This is a genomic window from Paenibacillus sp. FSL R10-2788 (assembly GCF_038003885.1).
Lineage (GTDB): Bacteria > Bacillota > Bacilli > Paenibacillales > Paenibacillaceae > Paenibacillus_AQ > Paenibacillus_AQ odorifer.
Genome location: NZ_JBBOQA010000001.1, coordinates 6,940,591 through 6,957,036, shown reverse-complemented (window position 1 = coordinate 6,957,036; position 16,446 = coordinate 6,940,591). Strand labels below are relative to the sequence as shown.

Here is a 16,446-nt window from a genome sequence, read left to right as displayed (position 1 = left end):
TTGTTCCAAAAAAATAGTTAGATCAATAAGGAGGATTTGCTGTGAATTTACAAAGTCTAAACACGTTGGAATACGAAATTATTAAAACCGAGCTTAGCCGTCATGCGGTATCTTATGTAGGAAAGAAAACTGTAGAAGAGCTTATGCCTATGACCTATTTGCCTTCCATTCAAAGAGCGATGGAGGAAACGTCTGAAGCTAAAGAGCTGCTGGAGCGGGGGTCCAGTGTACCGATTCCTTCATTAGAGGGGATTGAGTGGATCATGTCACTAATGGGGACTGGATATCTGTACAGTGAGCAAGACTTCACTGCAGTGGCTACATTTCTAAAGAGCTGTAGTCAATTGCGCAAATATATGGCTTCTAAAGAGCAAAGTGCTCCCCGGATTGCTGCTTATGCCTCCTCGCTGCTGGAATTAAATCATGTGCGGGAAGCAATTGACCGCTGTATCCGCTTTGGGGGAATTGATGATGGAGCTAGTAAGGGGTTAGAGCGGGTTCGTAAACGGATTGGCGTAGCTAAAGAACGTCTTCATAAAAAAATTGACGGGATCATGTCGCGCCATCAATCGATTTTGCAAGAGAATATTTATAGTCAGCGTGGTGGACGTTACGTTATCCCCGTAAAGCGGGAGTATCATAAGCAAATAAAGGGATCGGTACTTGATCAATCCACAAGTGGACAGACGGTGTTCATCGAACCAGATGAGATCGCCTCCATGCAGATTGAGCTGGATTTGTTATTAGGAGAAGAGGCACGTGAAGAAGCTGTGATCCTCAGTATGCTGACCAGCATGGTAGAACAGGAACAAACTGCACTGCGCCTAAATATCGAGGTTACAGGCACCTATGATTTTATTTTTGCCAAAGCAAAATATGCACGAACGCTGGGAGCATCTGAGGTTACTCTAAATGATAGGGGTTTTCTAAGGATGAACGGAGGCAGACATCCCATGCTGCAGGGCATGATTCCAATTAGCCTGGAGATAGGGAAGGGATATAAATCCCTAATCATTACAGGTCCAAATACAGGCGGGAAAACGGTGGTGCTCAAGACCCTCGGGCTGCTGACCCTCATGGCTCAATCGGGGTTGTTGATTCCGGTCGAGGAGGGGAGTGAGTTTACGGTCTTTACGGATGTGATCAGTGTAATCGGAGACGGACAAAGTTTGGCCCAATCACTCAGTACATTTTCGGCACAAATGAAGAGTATTGAGGGAATGCTGAGAGATGCCTCTAAAGGGGTGCTGCTGCTCATTGACGAGCTGGCGGCAGGTACAGACCCTGGGGAAGGAATCGCCCTCTCAATCGCCGTTCTGGAAGAGCTGAGCCGTAAAGGGGCGAATATTATCGTCACAACCCACTTTAACGAGCTAAAAGCCTTTGCCGCTGCGACAGCCGGTTTTCAAAATGCACGAATGGAATTCGACAAAGAAACGCTGCAGCCGTTGTATCGTCTGACTATCGGAGAAGCGGGGGAGAGTTATGCTCTGCAAATTGCTAAAAAGCTGGGTATCCAGGATAACGTTATCAAGCGATCGTGGGAGATCGTTGAGGCGCAGCAGCAAAGGCTGCAGAAAGGTGATGGGTCGGCATGGGCAAGTCTTTTTAGCAAAGAGGGAGAGAAAGGGAAGACTGCACCTGTTATAGAGGATTTTGAAAAAGAAGAAAAGTCTGTGGAATCACTGAGCGATAAGGAGAAGCAGACCCAGTATGAAATTGGTGATGCCGTTCTTGTAACTTCACTGGGGCGGATAGGAATTGTTTATGAGAAAAAAGATCACTTAGGAATGGTCGGAGTGATGATCCAGAAGCAAAAAATGCGGATTAATCATAAACGTTTAAAGCCATATCTATCCAAAGATGAGCTGTATCCTGAGGAATATGACTTTGATATAATTTTTGAGAGCAAGGATACCCGTAAAAAGCGTAAATTGATGCAGCGTAAGCATGTCGAAGGCCTGAGAATTACGCATAAGGATGAAGAATAATGTAATAAAAGGATCTGCCTATGAGGTAGGTCCCTCTTTTTTTATAAATACTATGAAATATGCGTAAATTCAAGCAGGAGTATAGGCCTAAAGCTTAGAAGTTATTGTAACCATTCTAAAACTTTGTTACAGTAAATATTTATTCCATAGCTTAAATGTAGATATACGTTCAACTAGAGAAGGGAAGGAACACATGAAGAATAAGAAGATATGCGGGTTCTTGTTAACAATGCTCGTGATGACTACTGTATTGTCAGCATGCAGCAGAGCAGGTACCAGCAGTAATTCATTATCTTTACATCACAATGAGGTGGTCGAAAAGCCACAGACTGGCGGAGTAGTTACTTATGGATACTCATCGCCGTTTATGGGCTTCTTTGAGCCTGCTTTTTATGAAGGTGAAGATGATTTTCATGTGCTGGAGTTTATTACTGAGGCCATGTTTACGATAGATGATGATTTATCAACGGTTCCTAATATCGCCACTTGGCAGGAGTCCGAGGATCATAGAATATTTACCTTTAAAATCAAACCGGGAATCCGTTGGCATAATGGAGATGAACTGACCGTAGAGGACTGGAAATTTGCGATGGAGACTATTGCTAGTCCAGACTACACCGGATCACGTTATTATAGTGTGGAAATGATTCAAGGTGCGGAAGCCTATCATAAAGGTGAGGCGAAGAATATAACAGGTCTTAAGGTTATAGATCCTTATACTTTGAAAATAACAATGACAGCTGCCCGCGTAAATACGATTGATAATCTATGGCCGTATCCGATGAATAAAAAATATTATACTGGAGTCGCTGTTAAGGATATGCCTGAGAGTGATCAGATGCGAAAAAATCCGATAGGGATTGGTCCCTTTGAGGTGAGCCTTATTGAACCTGGCCAGCGGGTGGAGATGAAGCGCTTTGATCAATACTATAAAGGTAAGGCTTTATTGGATGGTGTGTTGTATAAGGTATTTGATGACAAGGAAATCATCAGCCTGTTTGAACAAGGCGTAATTGATATAGAGAATGCCCCACGAGATACTTATGAAAAGTTGAGTAAACTCGATAATATTAATATTTTACAATCAAATGAGCTTGCTTATGAGTATATAGGGTTTAAATTTGGGTATTGGGATAGTGAAGCTGAAAAAATCGTAATGGATAACCCTAAATTTGCGGATAAAAGATTACGTCAGGCGATGTATTATGCACTTGATCGGGAGGGGATCATTCAATCATTTTCTCATGGGTTAGGCAAGCCTATAGAAACTCCGGTTTCCAGTGCAAGCTGGGCGAAGATCCCTGATAGTCAGATTAATACGTATCCCTATGATCCGGAAAAAGCGAAGCAGCTGCTTGATGAGGCTGGTTTTGTAGATGTTGATGGAGATGGGCTGCGTGAGGATCAAAAAGGAGAAAAGTTAGTTATTCATTATGATTCTATGCTAGGCAGTCATTCAGCGGAGTTACGAACTGCTGCTATTCTGGAGGATTGGCGAAATGTGGGACTTGATGTGCAGCTTAATGGTGGGGCGTTAAAAGAGCTCAACACCTTCTACGAAGCAGTGGAGGCTGATGATCCGTCCATTGAGTTGTTTAACGGGGTATGGGGATTAGCTAATGATCCTGATCCTTCAGGTCTCTGGAGAGAGAATGATTTGTGGAACTACCCACGTTGGTCCTCGGAGCGGAATGAAGAATTGATTCGCGATGGCACAAGTATGAAGGCGTATGATAGAGATTATCGACAACAAATCTATTATGAATGGCAGAAGCTAGTGAATGAAGAGGTTCCAATGATCTTTTTTGCGGAAAGAGAAAGCATTACTGCTGTCAATAAACGTCTACAAGGTGTGCGTGTTGATTCTTTGGGCTCCATAATTGAGCCTAATAAATGGTGGATAAAGGACTAAATTAAAAAAAATAAAAAAAATTACGCAAAAAGTGAAATCAAATTGCTGTTTCATTCGTCATATATATTATGGAGGATGACAACGATGAAGAGACGGATATTAATATGGGCTGGTGCAGCTTTGATAGTCGTTGTCTTAATTACGGTGTGGAGGCCTATCGAGTTGGGCTTTAAACCGGATATTGACGCGGGTTCAGCAGTGCTGCTAGATATGGATAGTGGAGACATATGGGTCAATATAAACGGCGATGTGCCTATGCCACCGGCCAGTGTGTCTAAATTAATGACTGAAATGATTGTGCTGGATCACATAACCTCTGGAACCCTTAGGTGGGAGGATAGAGTCCCTATTAGTGCTTACGCCAGTCAAATGGGAGGTATGAGTCTCTCATTAAAACGAGGAGATTTCTATACAGTAAGGGAGCTATTCGAAGGCATCACCATATATTCTGCTAATGATGCTGCAGTTGCATTGGCAGAATATATGGCAGGATCAGAGGATTCTTTTGTACTTATGATGAATGATAGAGCACGTAGTTTAGGTTTATCTCCTAATACGGTATTTACCAACGCCTCTGGATTGTCGAGCAAGGATCTTGGTATCATTCGTCAGCCTACGCATATCGGTGGCCAGACGATGATGACAGCGAGGGATACAGCCAAATTGGCAGCTGCGCTAATCCATAATCATCCTGATGTACTGAATATTTCCGGTCGTACACAGATGCAATTAAAGGATAAAGGGTTATATGTTAGTAATAGCAACCTTATGCTTCCAGGTATGGGCGGCGCTTACGCATACGATGGAGCAGATGGGTTGAAGACTGGATATGATAGCCAGACGGGATATTGTATTGCGGGATCAGCCCAGAGGGAGGGGCACCGGCTTATTGCGGTCGTTATGGGGGCGGAGACTTATGGCAGCCGATTTGAGGGTGCTGCTAAATTGTTCGATTATGGGTTTTTCCGCGGTTTACATTATGGAGAACGGGTAAAACATATTATACATGCCCTTGGGATTCGAAGTTAAATTTGGAGCATCATACCAGTAATTATTACTTGGTATGGTGCTTTTTCCCTATTCATGTCGGTATTTGTTGTTTCTTTTTATCAATTTAGTGATTACAATAGAAATATTGTTTTATCCCATATTATTTTAGAAACACAAAAAAACTTTTTTTCTATAATTTAGAATGACCCGAATTTCCTGAAAGGGGGGACAATAAGATAATGGAATAAGGGACAGTAAATTCGCCGCCGAGAGAAATAAAACCATGACTGCCTGAGAACGATCAGGAGGCATTGTAAATATATGGTACGTGCAATTATTCTACAATAAAGAAGGAATCAAAGATGAAAAAAATAAAGAAAAGATACATTGCGCTAATTGTTCTCGTCGTTATTATAGCGGGAGGTTTTCTCTTTCGAAATTCTTTGGCCGTATTAGCTTTTGACCTCTTTTTGTCCGATCGGGTAGAAAGCAAGCTGAAAGAAGAATCTTACCAGCCACTTAAGGATGAGAATAAGGTTAAGCCAGAGCCGGTTGTATACAAAAGCGATCCATTCTCGCTGATGCTGCTCGGGACTGATCAACGCGACAATGAAACCGCACGTTCGGACACGATGATGTATGCTGTTGTTCGCCCAGAGGATTACAAAATTCTGCTTATTTCTATTCCACGTGATACGTATACCGAGATTATTGGGCATAACGATAATAAAAAAGATAAGATTACCCATGCTTATGCTTTTGGTGGGCAGCAAATGGCTAAGGATACTCTGGAAGCACTGCTGGAGCATGATATTCAGTATTATGCCACCATTAACTTTCAAGGGCTCAAGGATGCCGTTGATGCTATTGGAGGCGTTCCGCTGCCAATCAAGAAGGACATTGTAAACAAGGGTAAGGACCATGAAAAGTTTACGATCGAGGGTGGAAAGTCGAATTATAACGGTCAAGAAGCACTTAACTATACACGCTACCGTGAAGATAGTGACTTTAACCGGACCAAACGCCAACAGGTTTTTATTGATGTTGTAGCTAATAAAATGTTATCGATCAGCCAAATCGGCAATATTCCAAAGCTGCTGGATATTATGGGCGATAATTTTAAGACCGATATAGAGCCTTCAATGATCATTAGTCTGGCCAAGAAATTCATGGGCGGCAAAGACATGGATATCTCAAGCTTTACGGTAATGGGCGAAGGAAAACGTATTGACGGACTTTATTATGATATCGTTGATGAAGAGGATTTGCGTGAAGCTAAGGCGCTGATTGATAATTGGATGAATGCAGGAACACCAGTAGATCAACTGATTGAGCCGGGAAAAGCAAGTAATGCACTCGAGCCCAAAGCAACAGCAGTTACGCAGTAATTCTAATTGGAAAGCTAAACTCATATAAATAAATTGCAGCAGCCATAAACATTCTCATGGCTGCTGCTTACTGTCTTCATGTTATAATGAATTGGAACTATTATTTAGCTGCTACGTATAATCACATTGGCATGGCAGTAAAAGGAAGTTAAAGAACCGTAATTCCTTCGGAACTCTTTGAGGAGGATCAAGAGATGAATATTGCATTTTTTTTACTTCCGAAACAGGAGGTGGCCTGCGTAACGCTCGATTCTACGCTGCGCCAAACGCTTGAGAGGATGGAGTTTCACCGCTATACAGCAGTCCCGATTCTTAACCGTAATGGAGAGTATGCCGGCACGGTAACGGAAGGTGATCTGCTCTGGTACATGAAAGAGTCGGAGGGCAAGGTTTCGTTTGAGAACGCTTCAAAATTTTTGCTGAAGGACGTTCCATTACGTATGAATAACAAGCCGGTCTCGATTGATGCGGATATGGAAGATCTAATTAATTTGGCTAAGGTGCAGAACTTTGTACCTGTGGTCGATGATATGAACCGGTTTATTGGAATTGTTCGCCGGAGTCAAGTCATAGAGTATTGCGAGAAATTTGTAACAAGACAATCACAGGAATCATTATAGTCCCAGTGTATTCGCGGTTATAGAAGCTATCGGAACAAGGCCTGTATTTCCGGCGATAACGGAATGCGGGTCTTTTTTAAAGAAAGCTCCTCTCCAAAAAGAGGCATAGTCAGCATGGATTGAAGCATACTTAAGGGGCGCGGGGCGTCCAGTGTGACACCGAATTTTTTATGCTATAATGGAGAATAAAGCTTTTTGCCGGAGGTAGAGAGACGTGTCCAATGTGCCGAAGGATCTGGATGTAGCCAAGCGCGCCAAGGTAATTGAATGGCTGAAAACCGAAGTGATTGATCAAGTTTCACGGTTATTTAAAGCGTTATGGGAAGGCAGTACTACCCGTGTCGGTGACAGTCTGGCTAGCTTGATTATGAGCTCTTATATTTTGGGCCGCAGACTAGGGATTCCTTATCGTTCTTTAGATGACTTGCTACTGGAGAAGCTTAGAAAGCACAAGCAGGAAGGGCATCAACTGGAAGATTGGTACCAAGATATATCTGCTTTAGAAGAACATATGCGTAAGAGGTGAATACTGTTGAAATTTCGCTGGTCATCTGTGGCTTGGAGCGTAGCATACTTACTTTTGCTGCTTAGTTTAACGACTCCACTCCTCATCATCACTACCCTGTTTATGATTGTTCCGGCAGTAGTGTTGTTTACTACACTGAACACGAGACAATTTGTGCTGCATGTATTGCCGGTGTTGCTGATTGTAGGCTTGATTACACCAATTTATCTGTTGATAGCTGCGTATTTCTTAATACCGGCTCTGGTTATGGGGCGCTGGTATAAAAGACATGCCCCGGCCATGTCTACTGTGATCGCAGGTACGGTTACGATTCTTGCACAGTTCCTGCTGCTTTTGCTGCTGGGTACGGCATTATTTAATTTTGACCTGTCTACCTATGTGAACGATGTATTACAAATGGTTAATTCACCTCTGTCCGAGCTCGGAACTACCAATCCTCTGCTCACTGATATTGGATTTTCAACTGAGGATGTAAACAAGATAAGTCATATGACGGTCCAAATGATCCCTATGACTCTAATCGTAAGCTCCTTCATGATTGCTGTGATTACGCATGCTATTGCCCGCCCGATTCTGAACAGTATGAATTATGCAGTGCCTAAGATGAAGCCTGCACGTGAATGGAGACTTTCGAGATCGTTTATTTGGTACTATCTGATTGGTGTTGTTCTACAGCTCTTCTTCTCAGGGTCGGAGAACAATTTCATCCTCATGATTTCTGCCAATCTTCTGCCATTGCTGCGAATTGGCTTTATGATTCAGGCCATCGGATTTTTCTTCTTCCTGGCGCATGAACGCAAATGGAACAAGATGTCTGCCGTTTTGTTAGCGATACCGGTTATTTTACTGCCGCCGCTGCGCATTATTGGTATTATTGATCTTGCGTTCCCACTGCGGGAGTATGTGACCAAATCGAAACGATAGGGTGAGAGTTCATGCCTAAATTTCTGCAAAGACGCTGGCACGGCTATCATACCGTATGGGCGTTCATGCTGCTGTTGGTCCTTATTATAATTGTCAGTGTCTATAACTGGGCGCTTGGGGTCGCCGGCCTGTTTCTGTCAGGTACTTTATGCTTCTATATGTTGAAAGCGGAGATCTCGTTCCGTCGTAATCTGGTGGAATATATTAATGGGCTGTCTTTCCGCATTAAGCGGGTAGAGGGCGAAGCAGTCAGCATGCTGCCGCTTGGAATCATTCTGTTTAGCGAGGATCGAACGGTGGAATGGAATAACCGCTATGCCGGCGATATTTTCGCACGCAAGTCTTTAGTTGGGGAATCACTGCAAGAATTATTGCCTGATATGCAGTCTTTTTTTACAGGTGCTGCAGCGGGTAAGCGGGAGGTCGGCAAAGAAGGTGTGCTCCATGACACCCGCCTTGAGATCACCGTGGATGAACGATTTTATCAAGCTGTCATTATTCCGAGTGAGCGTATTCTTTACTTGTATGATATCACTGAGCTTGTGGTGTTACGTGAGCGGTATGAGGATGAGAAGCTGGCGATCGGCATAGTGATGATGGATAACCTGGATGAATCCGCTCAAGGAATGGATGATCAACAGCGAACCTCGCTGATTGCTAAGGTGACGAGTGAGATCACTGAATGGAGTAAGCAGTTTGAGGTTTATCTGCGGCGGTTGTCCTCGGAACGTTATCTAATGCTGCTTAATCATCGTAGCCTGCAAGCGTTGGAAGAGAGCCGCTTCGTGATTCTAGATGAAGTCAGAGAAATGACTGCTGATCTCAAGGTACCTATGACACTGAGTATTGGTCTGGCCTTTGGCGCAGACTCTGCAAGTGAATTAGGGGCATTGGCCCAATCCAGTCTAGACATGGCGCTGGGCCGAGGTGGTGATCAGGCGGCTGTAAAAGCAGGCCAACGGTTATCCTTCTACGGTGGCAAGAGTAATGCTGCTGAGAAGCGTACCCGAGTGCGGGCGCGGGTCATTGCGCATGCTTTGCGGGATCTGATGCAGGAGAGCGATCGTGTGCTGATCCTAGGTCATCGGACACCGGATATCGATGCTGTGGGTGCTGCAATCGGCCTGTTAAGGGCTGCGCAGATGTATAATGTAGAGGCTAGCATTGTGATGGAGACTCCAAATCCATCGATAACTAACATGATGGAGCAGATTCGTAAGGATGACGATTTGTATAAGTCATTCATCACAACGGAGCAATCCCTACAGATCATGACAGAGCATACCCTGCTTATTGTTGTGGATACACATAAGGCGTCTATGACGATGGAGCCGCGGCTAGTACAATATGCCAGCAGAATCGTAGTGGTGGATCATCACCGCAGAGGTGAAGAGTTCATTAATGATGCTGTATTGGTATATTTGGAACCTTACGCTTCATCGACCTGTGAGCTGGTGACAGAGCTGCTTCAGTATATCCATGAGAAGGTAAAGATCAGTCCGCTGGATGCTACAATGTTGTTAGCGGGGATCACGGTGGATACAAAGCACTTTGCGCTCCATACGGGTTCGCGTACCTTTGAGGCGGCAGGCTTCCTGCGCCGGAATGGTGCCGATACCGTACTTATTCAGCGCATGCTGAAGGAGGATTTACAGGAGTATATTTCCAAAGCCGAAATTATCAAACATGCGCGAATGGTGTATGACCAAATCGCGCTCGTAGTTACGGCACCAGGCATGAAAATCCCGCAGCTTCTTATTGCTCAGACTGCGGACACGCTGCTTGGGATGACCAACGTAGTCGCTTCATTCGTCATCAGCGAGCGGCCTGACGGCCTGATTGGCATTAGTGCCCGATCACTCGGACGTATGAATGTACAGGTCGTGATGGAGAAATTAGGCGGCGGTGGGCATCTGTCCAATGCCGCAGTACAGCTTGAAGGAACATGTAAAGAAGCAGAAGCCAGATTACTGCAGGTGCTGGCGGAAATCGAATCGAAAGAGGGGTTATTCGAATGAAGGTCATTTTCATAAAAGATGTTAAGGGTCAAGGTAAAAAAGGTCAGGTTAAAGAGGTATCCGAAGGTTATGCTTCCAACTTCTTATTGCCACGTGGATTGGTTCGTCCGGCAACGGAAGGCAACGTGAAGACGCTGGAGAATCAAGCAGCTGCTGAACAACGCCGTAAAGATAACGAAAAAGAAGAAGCACAGCAATTGGGTAAGAAGCTTGACGAGTTAACACTGACAATGAAAGCAAAATCAGGTGAAGGCGGACGTTTATTCGGCGCTATTACAAGCAAACAGATTGCTGAGACACTGGCTTCCACCAAAGGAATTACTATTGATAAGCGCAAGATTGAATTAGGTGAGCCAATTCGCCATATAGGAGTATTTCAAGTAAGCGTAAAATTGCATACTGAAGTAAAGGCCACACTTAAGGTTGAGGTAACGGAGGAGTAACATGGGTGGAGATCTCTTTTTCGATCGGGTTCCCCCGCAGAATCTTGAAGCCGAGCAGGCGGTAATTGGTGCGGTTCTGTTGCAGGATGAAGCGCTCATTACTGCAATGGAACGGGTGAATACTGAAGACTTCTACGATAAAGCGCATCAAATGATTTTTGAGGCGATGGTGCAGCTCGGAGAAGAGAGCCAGCCGATTGATCTTGTTACACTTACGTCCAGACTGCAGGACAAAGGAGAGCTTGAAGATATTGGTGGTGTTAGCTACTTAGCTAAGCTGGCGCATGCCGTGCCTACTGCTGCTAACGTAGAATACTACGCCCAGATTATCGAAGAGAAAGCCATGCTGCGCCGTTTGATTCGCACAGCCACGCAAATTGTGAGCGAAGGTTATACTGGCGGTGAAGATGTAGCCGATATGCTGAGTGATGCAGAGCGGCGTATTCTTGAAATCTCCAACCGGCGGAGCGGCAGTGGATTTATTGCGATCCGCGATGTCTTGATGGAAGTGTTCGACAAGGTTGAGTTGCTTCATCAAAATAAGGGGGGTACCTCAGGTATCCCAACCGGATTTGTGGATTTAGATCATATGACTAACGGATTCCAACGTAACGATCTGATCATTGTTGCGGCTCGTCCATCTGTTGGTAAGACTGCATTCGCCCTGAATATTGCACAGAACGTGGCAGTACGCGCTAAAGAAACTGTTGCGATATTCAGTCTGGAAATGTCAGCGCCACAGCTGGTACAGCGGATGATTTGTGCTGAAGCCAACTTAGATGCCAATATTATGCGTACCGGTGACTTCAAGAGTGATGATGATTGGTCCAAGCTGACGATGGGCATTCAGTCTCTATCTGAAGCGGAGATTTATATCGACGATACACCAGGTATCACGGTAACCGATATTCGTGCAAAGTGCCGGAGACTGAAGAAGGAAAAAGGACTTGGCATGATCGTCATCGACTACTTACAGCTCATTCAGGGCCGCGGTAAAGGCGGAGAGAACCGTCAGCAGGAAGTATCGGATATATCTCGTACATTGAAGCAGATTGCTCGTGAGCTGGATGTTCCGGTTATTGCTCTGTCGCAGTTAAGCCGGGGTGTAGAGCAGCGTCAGGATAAACGTCCAATGATGAGTGACTTGCGTGAATCGGGTTCTATCGAGCAGGATGCCGACATTGTTGCGTTTCTGTATCGTGATGATTATTACAATGCGGATACGGAGAAGAAGAATATTATTGAGATCATTATAGCTAAACAGCGTAATGGTCCCGTAGGTACGGTAGAACTGGTCTTTCTTAAAAATTTCAACAAGTTCGTTAACTACGAGCGAGCACATGCGGAACCCTTTGCTGGTTAAACCTGACATGTATAATTCCCGAACGATTGCACATTTCTTTGTGTAATCGTTCGTTTTATTTGACTTTGAAAAAAACCGCTGTTACACTGAGAATTGTCCTTTAGCGGGTTAAATCTGCTTGGCGTCCGGAGGGCCACGTACATAAGAATGACGTATAGGGCCCATATTATGAAAAATAATGGTGCTAAGTAGCACCTACGGAGGAATGAACATGTCAACGGTAGTCGTCGTGGGAACACAATGGGGAGACGAAGGTAAAGGGAAAATCACTGACTTTCTAGCGGAAAGTGCAGATGTGGTCGCCCGTTATCAAGGGGGCAATAATGCCGGTCACACGATTCTGATTGACGGTGAGAAGTTTAAGCTCAGCTTGATCCCTTCGGGTGTATTTTATAAAGAGAAAACTTGTGTAATTGGTAACGGAATGGTTATTAATCCGGCTGCCTTGATCCAAGAAATTAATTATATTCACGAGAACGGTTTTGACACTAAGAACTTAGTGATCAGTGATCGTGCTCATGTCATTATGCCATACCATATGGTGCTGGATGCTCTCGAAGAAGACCGTAAGGGTCCGAACAAGATTGGTACTACACGTAAAGGTATCGGTCCTTGTTATATGGATAAGGCAGCACGCAACGGTATCCGTATTGCTGACTTGATGGACGCTGAGGAATTCGAACTGAGACTCCGCCCCTTGATGCAAGAGAAGAACCAAGTGATTACGCAGGTCTATGGTGCCGAAGCTCTTAACGTAGAAGAGATTCTGACTCAATACCTGGAATATGCAGAAGTGCTGCGTAATTATGTAACAGACACCTCTGTTATTCTTAATGATGCCATTGATGCGGATCGCAAAGTGTTGTTTGAAGGTGCGCAAGGAGTAATGCTTGATATCGATCAAGGCACGTATCCGTTTGTTACTTCATCCAACCCATCTGCCGGTGGGGTGTGCATAGGTTCTGGTGTGGGACCGTCCAAAATCAAACAGGTTATTGGGGTTGCAAAAGCCTATACCACTCGTGTTGGAGATGGCCCGTTCCCTACAGAGCTGAATGATGCAACAGGTGATTATATCCGTGAAACAGGTCATGAATATGGCACAGTTACCGGACGTGCACGCCGTGTAGGCTGGTTCGACAGTGTAGTTGTGAGTCACGCTCGTCGTGTAAGTGGAATCACAGGGCTATCTCTTAACTCGCTGGATGTACTTAGCGGACTTGAGACTGTGAAGATCTGCACAGGCTACAAATACCGTGGTGAGGTAATTACTCATTACCCTGCTAGCCTCAAAATGCTGGCAGAATGTGAAGCGGTATATGAGGAGCTTCCAGGCTGGAGCGAAGATATTACTTCTGCAAAAACGTTGGATGATCTTCCAGCAAATACACGCAGATATGTTGAACGTGTATCTGAGCTTACAGGTATTCCGATTGCTATCTTCTCAGTGGGTCGTAACCGTGAGCAGACGAATCAAGTATTGCCAATTTATATCTAAAACCTAGTTATACTAAGGAGCCCCGTTAGAGGCTCTTTTTTTTGTTCTGAGGACTATCTCTCTCTCTTTTGGTGCCTAGATTTATACCTAGACGTTTCCCAAGGCCGGTTCTAGTCAATACTGGATGTATAGAAGAACATGTACATGATCTACCAGATAGACTTGAACATAGGTGAGAGGAGAAATGAAGATGAAGATCGTGAAGCGTGCACTTAGCGTATGTCTGATTGTGGTACTTGCCAGCACTCTTTCAATTCTAACAACGGGCGTGGTTGTAAATGCTTATATTCAGTCGGTACTGGCTAGCTTCGATATTAAAGTGAATACTCCCGGTCCGGGATTTGGAGGAATGATTCGGAGCATCATTGGCATGGATAACAAATCTGACTCGGATACAGCCAATAAAGAAGTAACCACAGGGAGTACAGTTAGCAAGGAGACCGACAAAAGCACGGATTCGCCAGCTAAAGGCAAGGGCGAGCCCGTAGATGATAATACTCCGACTGATGCCTTACCAGTTATGGGGCAAGTTACAACCGAAAGTTCAGCTGATAACGGAAGTGGAAGTGTTGGTGACCAACAATTAGTAATGACACCTGAGGCACTCAGTGACTTCAAAGATAATCTTCCATCGGAAGAGAAGGTAAATATATTCAATATTTTGATGTCCAAACTACCACAGGATGAGATGGCAAAAATTTCAACAGCGATGGAGGATGGATTAACAGAAGATGAGGTTAAAGAGCTGCAACAGGTAATTGCAAAATATGTTGATGCAGACGAATATGAGAGCATAATGAAAATGCTTACACCAACTACACAATCTACGCAATAGCTTTTATAATTGTCACTTTATAGACACAAGAAAAAGGTTAAAATTTCATATTTGCGCAAAAAACCCGCGTATTTGGCGGGTTTTTTGTCATGTCTAAAGTTGAAATTTTTCTCTAAGCTATGGTACAGTAAACAAGGACCTCAAGAGGTTAAATTTTTGTAACCTCCTTAACAACCTTTTTATAGGTTCATTAGAAGCAGGAATTAAGCACTAGTATACGCAGAAATTTACATGGACGTAATCTATATAATCGAGGTCGTACAATTAGCTTGGCCGCTTTTGTCGGAAGTAAAAGCGGACTGAAAGGGAGAGTTTCATGAAGGGATTTAAGTTCATGCGTCGGATGGGCAAGCTGCAGGATGGACATCCAGCAGAATCCGAGGCGAATGTTCAACAGAGCCACAATTTCGATCACGACTCCAAACACTTTCAACAAGAGAAAGGTACTCGCAGATTTCGGCGTGCTTGGATTTTGGGATCTGTCGGCCTTGTGCTTCTAGCTACGGTGTTGGTTGGAGCAGAGAAAAAGTATGTAGCCGCTAACACGGTTACCTATTATCAAGTGTTGGTGAAGGGTGAAGAAGTCGGAAGACTTACCGATCAGACGCAGCTTAACCAGCTATATGATAAGAAACAACGAGAATATCAGGAGAAATATCCGAATTCAACCATGGTGCTGCAAACAGAGGGCATAACAATAGAAGAGCAGAAGGCATACAAGCCAGAAGTTGATAGTGAGGCGACACTTACTAAACTAGATGGAATGCTGAAAGCTTATGCGGTAGGCGTGCAATTGATGGTAGATGGCAAGGCCGTTGGCATAGTTAAGGATCAGGAGACTGCTAATGCTGTGCTCGAAGGGGTAAAAAATCATTATGTCCCACAAGCAGAAGTAGCAACGACGGCTAGTAAGCTAACGAGAACAGCTGCTTCCAGCTCATCTGCTGCAAAAGCGAAGGCTCCAGAGCAAGTAGAGTCGGTAGAGATTAGTGAAGATATTTCTATCGTTCCTATCAAAGCAGATCCTAATAAAGTGTTGGATGTGGAGGCAGCGGTCCAGACACTTACCGAAGGCAAAGAGGCGCCTCTTCTTTATACCGTTCAAGAGGGTGATACGATTTCGGGGATTGCCAAACGGTTTGAAATCACCCAAAAAGAGATTTATAGTAACAACCCTAACGTGAAAGAGCTGACGTTGAAGATTGGAGATACACTGAAGCTGAAGGTACCCCAACCAGATGTTACAGTAGTAACTGTGGAAAAAGTGACTGAGCAGATAGTGACTGAGCCGGAAGTGGTTGTGCGTTCGAGCGATCAGCTAGCGGCAGGCAAAAGCAAAGTGGTTCGTCCAGGACAAACTGGACTTAAAGAAATGGAGTATCGGGTAACAAAGGAAAATGGCACGGTTGTTCAAGAAGAATGGTTAGGCCAGACCGTTATAAAAGCCTCGCTGCCAGAAGTTGTTTATCGGGGAACGAAGGTTGTTGGTGAAGGAACAGGCATGTTCAGTTGGCCGGTAAGCGGGGCAACCCTGACAAGTAGCTTCGGTGAGCGTTGGAGCCGTGCCCATAAGGGTATTGATATGGTATCTAGCAATCGGAATATAAAAGCTTCTGATGCCGGGACCGTAATCTTTGCAGGGGTGCAGAATGGATACGGGAATGTAGTTATTGTGGATCATCGCAACGGATACCAGACCTATTATGGTCATTTAAAAAGCATCTCGGTTTCTACAGGCCAACGCTTGGAGCAGGGTGGCAAGATTGGCGTAATGGGCAGCACTGGACGTTCGACGGGTACACATCTGCATTTTGAGATTCGGAAGAATGGCACTGCTGTAAATCCAATGAAGTATTTGCAATAATTCATACTTTATCCTTTAACTGCTCGATTTCAATCGGGCGGTTTTTATTTTTTTAATCTACGAGTGACGGCAAA

At 44.4% G+C, this 16,446-nt stretch carries 13 protein-coding genes; all 13 read left to right on the top strand.

Features of this window, described 5'->3' with window-relative positions:
* Nucleotides 1-41: 41 nt before the first annotated feature.
* The 13 genes from NSQ50_RS30865 to NSQ50_RS30805 all read left to right on the top strand — a co-directional run bounded on the left by NSQ50_RS30865 (nt 42) and on the right by NSQ50_RS30805 (nt 16,372).
* Nucleotides 42-1,991 (top strand): endonuclease MutS2, encoded by a 1,950-nt coding sequence (locus NSQ50_RS30865; RefSeq protein ID WP_076222432.1) that lies wholly within the window; start codon nt 42-44, stop codon nt 1,989-1,991.
* 193 nt (nt 1,992-2,184) lie between these two features.
* Complete coding sequence (opp4A, locus tag NSQ50_RS30860) at nt 2,185-3,903, top strand: oligopeptide ABC transporter substrate-binding protein (RefSeq protein WP_036677787.1); 1,719 nt, start codon at nt 2,185-2,187, stop codon at nt 3,901-3,903.
* An 84-nt stretch (nt 3,904-3,987) separates the two neighbouring features.
* Complete coding sequence (locus NSQ50_RS30855) at nt 3,988-4,932, top strand: D-alanyl-D-alanine carboxypeptidase family protein (protein ID WP_036677789.1); 945 nt, start codon at nt 3,988-3,990, stop codon at nt 4,930-4,932.
* 323 nt (nt 4,933-5,255) lie between these two features.
* On the top strand, nt 5,256-6,281 hold the full coding sequence (locus tag NSQ50_RS30850; protein ID WP_038573960.1) for an LCP family protein: 1,026 nt from the start codon (nt 5,256-5,258) through the stop codon (nt 6,279-6,281).
* 194 nt (nt 6,282-6,475) lie between these two features.
* The gene (locus NSQ50_RS30845) at nt 6,476-6,901 is read left to right on the top strand and encodes a CBS domain-containing protein (protein ID WP_036677795.1); all 426 of its coding nucleotides are present in this window, start codon (nt 6,476-6,478) and stop codon (nt 6,899-6,901) included.
* 223 nt (nt 6,902-7,124) lie between these two features.
* Entirely contained in the window at nt 7,125-7,427 is a 303-nt protein-coding gene (locus tag NSQ50_RS30840) for a MazG-like family protein (protein ID WP_170914153.1), read from the top strand.
* Between the two features lie 6 nt (nt 7,428-7,433).
* On the top strand, nt 7,434-8,351 hold the full coding sequence (locus tag NSQ50_RS30835; protein WP_036677800.1) for a DUF2232 domain-containing protein: 918 nt from the start codon (nt 7,434-7,436) through the stop codon (nt 8,349-8,351).
* Nucleotides 8,352-8,362: 11 nt separating this feature from the next.
* A complete protein-coding gene (locus tag NSQ50_RS30830; RefSeq protein ID WP_036677802.1) occupies nt 8,363-10,369 on the top strand; it encodes a DHH family phosphoesterase in 2,007 nt (668 codons plus the stop codon).
* Nucleotides 10,366-10,812, top strand: a complete 447-nt coding sequence (gene rplI, locus NSQ50_RS30825) for a 50S ribosomal protein L9 (RefSeq protein ID WP_036677804.1) — start codon at nt 10,366-10,368, stop codon at nt 10,810-10,812. The genes NSQ50_RS30830 and rplI overlap by 4 nt, the downstream gene beginning before the upstream one ends.
* 1 nt (nt 10,813) lies before the next feature.
* The gene (dnaB, locus tag NSQ50_RS30820) at nt 10,814-12,175 is read left to right on the top strand and encodes a replicative DNA helicase (RefSeq protein WP_036677807.1); all 1,362 of its coding nucleotides are present in this window, start codon (nt 10,814-10,816) and stop codon (nt 12,173-12,175) included.
* 211 nt (nt 12,176-12,386) lie between these two features.
* Nucleotides 12,387-13,673, top strand: a complete 1,287-nt coding sequence (locus NSQ50_RS30815; protein WP_076105178.1) for an adenylosuccinate synthase — start codon at nt 12,387-12,389, stop codon at nt 13,671-13,673.
* A 190-nt stretch (nt 13,674-13,863) separates the two neighbouring features.
* Nucleotides 13,864-14,508 (top strand): hypothetical protein, encoded by a 645-nt coding sequence (locus tag NSQ50_RS30810; protein WP_076124311.1) that lies wholly within the window; start codon nt 13,864-13,866, stop codon nt 14,506-14,508.
* 316 nt (nt 14,509-14,824) lie between these two features.
* Nucleotides 14,825-16,372 carry a M23 family metallopeptidase gene (locus NSQ50_RS30805; RefSeq protein ID WP_076222431.1) on the top strand — a complete coding sequence of 516 codons (1,548 nt, stop codon included), beginning with the start codon at nt 14,825-14,827 and terminating at the stop codon, nt 16,370-16,372.
* Nucleotides 16,373-16,446 lie beyond the last annotated feature (74 nt).

What these genes read in the sequence shown, in the direction of transcription:
- NSQ50_RS30805 (WP_076222431.1), top strand. Translation starts at nt 14,825, where the DNA reads ATGAAGGGATTTAAGTTCATGCGTCGGATGGGCAAGCTGCAGGATGGA.
- NSQ50_RS30850 (WP_038573960.1), top strand. Translation starts at nt 5,256, where the DNA reads ATGAAAAAAATAAAGAAAAGATACATTGCGCTAATTGTTCTCGTCGTT.
- dnaB (WP_036677807.1), top strand. Translation starts at nt 10,814, where the DNA reads ATGGGTGGAGATCTCTTTTTCGATCGGGTTCCCCCGCAGAATCTTGAA.
- NSQ50_RS30855 (WP_036677789.1), top strand. Translation starts at nt 3,988, where the DNA reads ATGAAGAGACGGATATTAATATGGGCTGGTGCAGCTTTGATAGTCGTT.
- NSQ50_RS30810 (WP_076124311.1), top strand. Translation starts at nt 13,864, where the DNA reads ATGAAGATCGTGAAGCGTGCACTTAGCGTATGTCTGATTGTGGTACTT.
- NSQ50_RS30830 (WP_036677802.1), top strand. Translation starts at nt 8,363, where the DNA reads ATGCCTAAATTTCTGCAAAGACGCTGGCACGGCTATCATACCGTATGG.
- NSQ50_RS30815 (WP_076105178.1), top strand. Translation starts at nt 12,387, where the DNA reads ATGTCAACGGTAGTCGTCGTGGGAACACAATGGGGAGACGAAGGTAAA.
- opp4A (WP_036677787.1), top strand. Translation starts at nt 2,185, where the DNA reads ATGAAGAATAAGAAGATATGCGGGTTCTTGTTAACAATGCTCGTGATG.
- NSQ50_RS30845 (WP_036677795.1), top strand. Translation starts at nt 6,476, where the DNA reads ATGAATATTGCATTTTTTTTACTTCCGAAACAGGAGGTGGCCTGCGTA.
- rplI (WP_036677804.1), top strand. Translation starts at nt 10,366, where the DNA reads ATGAAGGTCATTTTCATAAAAGATGTTAAGGGTCAAGGTAAAAAAGGT.